Source organism: Paraburkholderia humisilvae (assembly GCF_902859855.1).
In the GTDB taxonomy this organism is placed as follows: Bacteria; Pseudomonadota; Gammaproteobacteria; order Burkholderiales; family Burkholderiaceae; genus Paraburkholderia; species Paraburkholderia humisilvae.
The window spans coordinates 1-3,844 of the sequence record NZ_CADIKH010000198.1; the positions used below are offsets into that span (position 1 = coordinate 1).

Below are 3,844 nucleotides of genomic sequence, written 5' to 3' on the forward strand. Positions count from 1 at the left end.
TGCCTCGTCCAACGGCTTCTTTGCCATGGCGCGTATCTCCATTCAATCCGTTAGAGATATAACGCGCCAGCATCGAATCGGTTGTCATGTTTTATGGGAAACTCAATAATGCGAACAACACTTCCACCGGAAGGAGCGGTGGTGGTGGCGGTGGTGGGGGTGGTGACGGGTTTGATGGCAATACCCTCGACAACGTTACACAAGCTATAGTCGGTGGTAATGGCGGTGCTGGCGGTGACAGTGGAAGTGAGAATTCCGCCATGCCGTCGGACGGTGGAAGCGGTGGTGGGGGTGGTGCCGGCGCCGTTCTTAGCGGTGGTACCTCCACGGCGACCCGAGCGAACATCTCGGGCGGATCTGGCGGAAACGGTGGGGCCTGCATTCCCTCAGCGGGCGGTGGATCCGGATATGGCGGCAACGGTGGTTCTGGTGTAGTTGACAATGGCGTCAATCTGACCAATAACTTCACGATCGTCGGGGGGGCGGGAGGAAATGGTGGCAATGGTTCGATCGGAGGTACTGGACGGGTTGGCGGCACGGGCGCTTCGGGTATTACAGGAACCTCGTTTTCGCTAACGAATTTTGGATCTGTCCAGGGGGGTAATGGCGGTCAACCGGGGAGTAATTCCAGTGGCACTGCGCTCGGTACATTTGCCGCAGGTGGCTCTGGCATTAGTGGGGCCAATCTGCAGATTATCAATGCCGGTGCAATCGTCGGAGGCATCGGCAGTGACGGCGTGACGAGGGCGAACGCGATTTCCTTCGAGGGAGGCAGCAATACGCTTGAATTGCAGGCGGGCTGGTCCATCACGGGCAATGTGGTTGGTACGACCTCGGGCGGCGCAACCAATACGTTGGTCCTGGGTGGTGACATGTCGGCCACTGGGGGGGCAGGCGCGACCGTGTTCGACGTGTCGGAAATCGCGCCATCGGGGAATTCCACTCCTCAGTACCAGGGATTTTCGGCATTCGAAAAAACTGGCGCAAGCACTTGGGAACTCACGAACACAACCTCGGCTGTGACCCCTTGGACTATCTTGGGGGGCACTCTCCAGATCAGCGACGATGGCAATCTTGGATCTTCAACAACCCCTGTGACCCTCGATGGGGGCACGCTAGAGGCCACGGCGAACATTGTGTCGGGACGGGATATGACAGTCGGTGCCGCCGGTGGCGGAGTCGGCGTTGCGCCTTCGGCTTCGTTTACCGTAAACGGTGTGGTCAGCGGCAGTGGGATGCTTACAAAGCTCGATTCCGGAACACTAGTGCTAACGGGTGCTAATACATATTCGGGAGGCACGGCAATTAACAGTGGTACCTTGCAAGTATCTAAGGACACCAATTTGGGCGTGGCATCTGGAGGATTGAGCTTTGATGGTGGAACGCTCGCGGCCAGCGCGACATTTAGTACGGCGCGATCGATTACTCTTAATGATGGCGGCGGGACCATTGATGTTGCGTCGGGCTCAACACTTACGATGGCGAGCGCGATCTCTGGCGATGGCGCGCTCACCAAGTCGGATACGGGTACGCTGGTGCTCGCCAATTCGAACACCTATTCGGGAGGTACGGCAATTAACGGCGGTATCCTGAAAGTGTCCGACGATAAGAATCTGGGCGCAGCATCGGGTGGATTAAGCTTCAATGGTGGAACGCTCGCGACCGACACGACGTTTAGCTCAGTGCGACCCGTTAGTCTTGAAGCTGGCGGAGGGACCTTCGATGTCTCCTCTGGCTCAACGCTTACGATGGCGAGCGCAATTTCCGGCGATGGGGCGCTTACCAAGACGGATACAGGTACGCTAGTACTCGCTGGTTCAAACATATTTGGCGGTGGCACGACGATCGCCGCTGGCAAGCTGCAGGTGGGTGACGGTGACACCTCGGGTAGCATTATTGGCAATGTGACCAACAACGGGTCACTGGTTTTTGCTCGTGCCGATACGCTATCGTTTGACGGAAGCGTGTCTGGCAGTGGGAGCCTCGCGCAACTGGGGCGCGGCACCACAATTCTGAACGGCGCCAGTTCCTACACCGGTAATACCTTGGTCGCTGCCGGCACGCTGGTTGCTGGCGACGCGGCGCATCCGACAGCGATGCTGGGCAGCGGGGCCGTCACGGTATCCAGCGGCGCTACGTTGGCTGGCTACGGTGGCACCGGAGGGGGCGTGACGAACGATGGCACGATCGCGGTAGGCAATGCCTTGATGGCCTTTGCCGGCAGCAGTGCCGGCTCATTGTCGATTGGTGGAAACCTGATTAACCGGGGACTTATCTTGCTTGCTGGCCCCTCCGGGCAGACCGGCAACGTGCTCAACGTCGCGGGTAACTACACGGGTACATCCGGCACGCTAACGCTGAACACGGTGCTCAATCAGGGGGGCGCCGCGACCCGCAGCGATCAGTTGGTCATTGCGGGCAATGCCAGTGGCAATACCGTGCTGCAATTGCACGCGACGGGCGCCGGCGCACAGACGGTCTCTGACGGCATCGAGCTGGTCCAGGTCGGGGGCAGCTCCACGCCAAACGCTTTCCAACTGCCCGGGCCCCTGCAGGTCGGCGCCTATCAGTATCTGCTCGATCGCGGAGATAGCAGCGGCGGGAACAACTGGTATCTTCGTTCGCAGTATCGCCCGGCGGTAGTCGGCTATTCCCTCACGCCGCTGCTCAACGCCGACTACGGCTTTGCCGTCCTCGGCCGGCTGGACGAGCGGGTCGGAGACATCGCGAGCCAAGAATCTATTCAGCCGTCGAGCAACAACGGCGTCTGGGGTCGCATTGGCGGACAGAATCTCGATGCCGACGCCGCCGGCCGCTTCTCAACCGACGAGCGCACGTTCTTCGCACAGTTTGGAAAAGACTGGGCGCTTTCGCGCGGCACCAGCGGCGGAAGCACGCATGCGGGCGTGACTTTGACCTTTGGCTCCTCGTCCGCTTCCTTTCGCGATAGCTTGCGAAGCATCAACTCGCAACTGTCGGATTCCACAGGCACCGTCGAAACGCAGGCACAATCGTTCGGCGGCTATTGGACGAAGTACATGCCCGACGGCGGCTACTTCGATGGCGTCGGACAACTGACGCACTACCAGAACAGGTACGGCGATGTCCTTGGCGGAAGTGGAAGCCAGAATGGTTTCGGTGCCGCAATTTCCGGAGAAACTGGCAAACCATTTGCGCTCGGCTCGACTGGCGTGGCCATCGAGCCCCAGGCCCAGTTGCTCTATCAGTACCTCCACGTAAACCACTTTAATGACGGTATCTCGGAGATCGGGTCCACTTCGACTAACGCATTAAGGGGCCGTCTCGGATTCAGGCTGTTCAGGGCCAACCTGAGCAATGATGCGAAAAATTCGAGCGTTACACCGTATTTTTCGGCCGATGTGCTGCATGATTTCTTCTCGCCAGGACAGACAAGCGTGGGCGGCACGTCCCTGCAGAACGAACTGGGTAAGACCTGGTGCGATGTCGGCTTTGGGATCACAGGTAGCTTTGGCAAACACTCAGAAGTGTACGCGAGCGTGAAATATGAACACAGCGTGGGCGGAGAGTATCGGCGTAACGTGTCCGGACAAGCAGGCTACCGTTTCAGTTGGTAGCCGTCTTTACGCATCTGCTGTGTAAGCAATGGGATGGACGCCCCCATCGATGAAGGCATGAATGTGCCAAAGTGGAAGTGTCATCGATCACTCAAACCGGAAGGGGCGTCACCATGCAAATTACGACAGTTGGGATTGAGAGGTGGCTTCGAGAATTCGGACAGTTCGTTGAGTGGAAAAGCTGGGGCGTGAGTCGGCCATAATGGCCGGCAACAAGGAACCAGAAGATGACGAAGCGAAACCGACGG

1 protein-coding gene is annotated in these 3,844 nt (G+C 58.7%); it reads left to right on the forward strand.

Annotated elements, in window-relative coordinates; all coding sequences use genetic code 11:
* The first annotated feature begins 86 nt into the window (after positions 1–86).
* Positions 87–3,596, forward strand: a complete 3,510-nt coding sequence (locus tag HV796_RS40630; RefSeq protein WP_175233332.1) for an autotransporter outer membrane beta-barrel domain-containing protein — start codon at positions 87–89, stop codon at positions 3,594–3,596.
* The last annotated feature ends 248 nt before the right edge of the window (positions 3,597–3,844 follow it).

Excerpts from the sequence above, each read along its gene's own strand:
- HV796_RS40630 (WP_175233332.1), top strand. The coding sequence starts at position 87 with ATGTTTTATGGGAAACTCAATAATGCGAACAACACTTCCACCGGAAGG.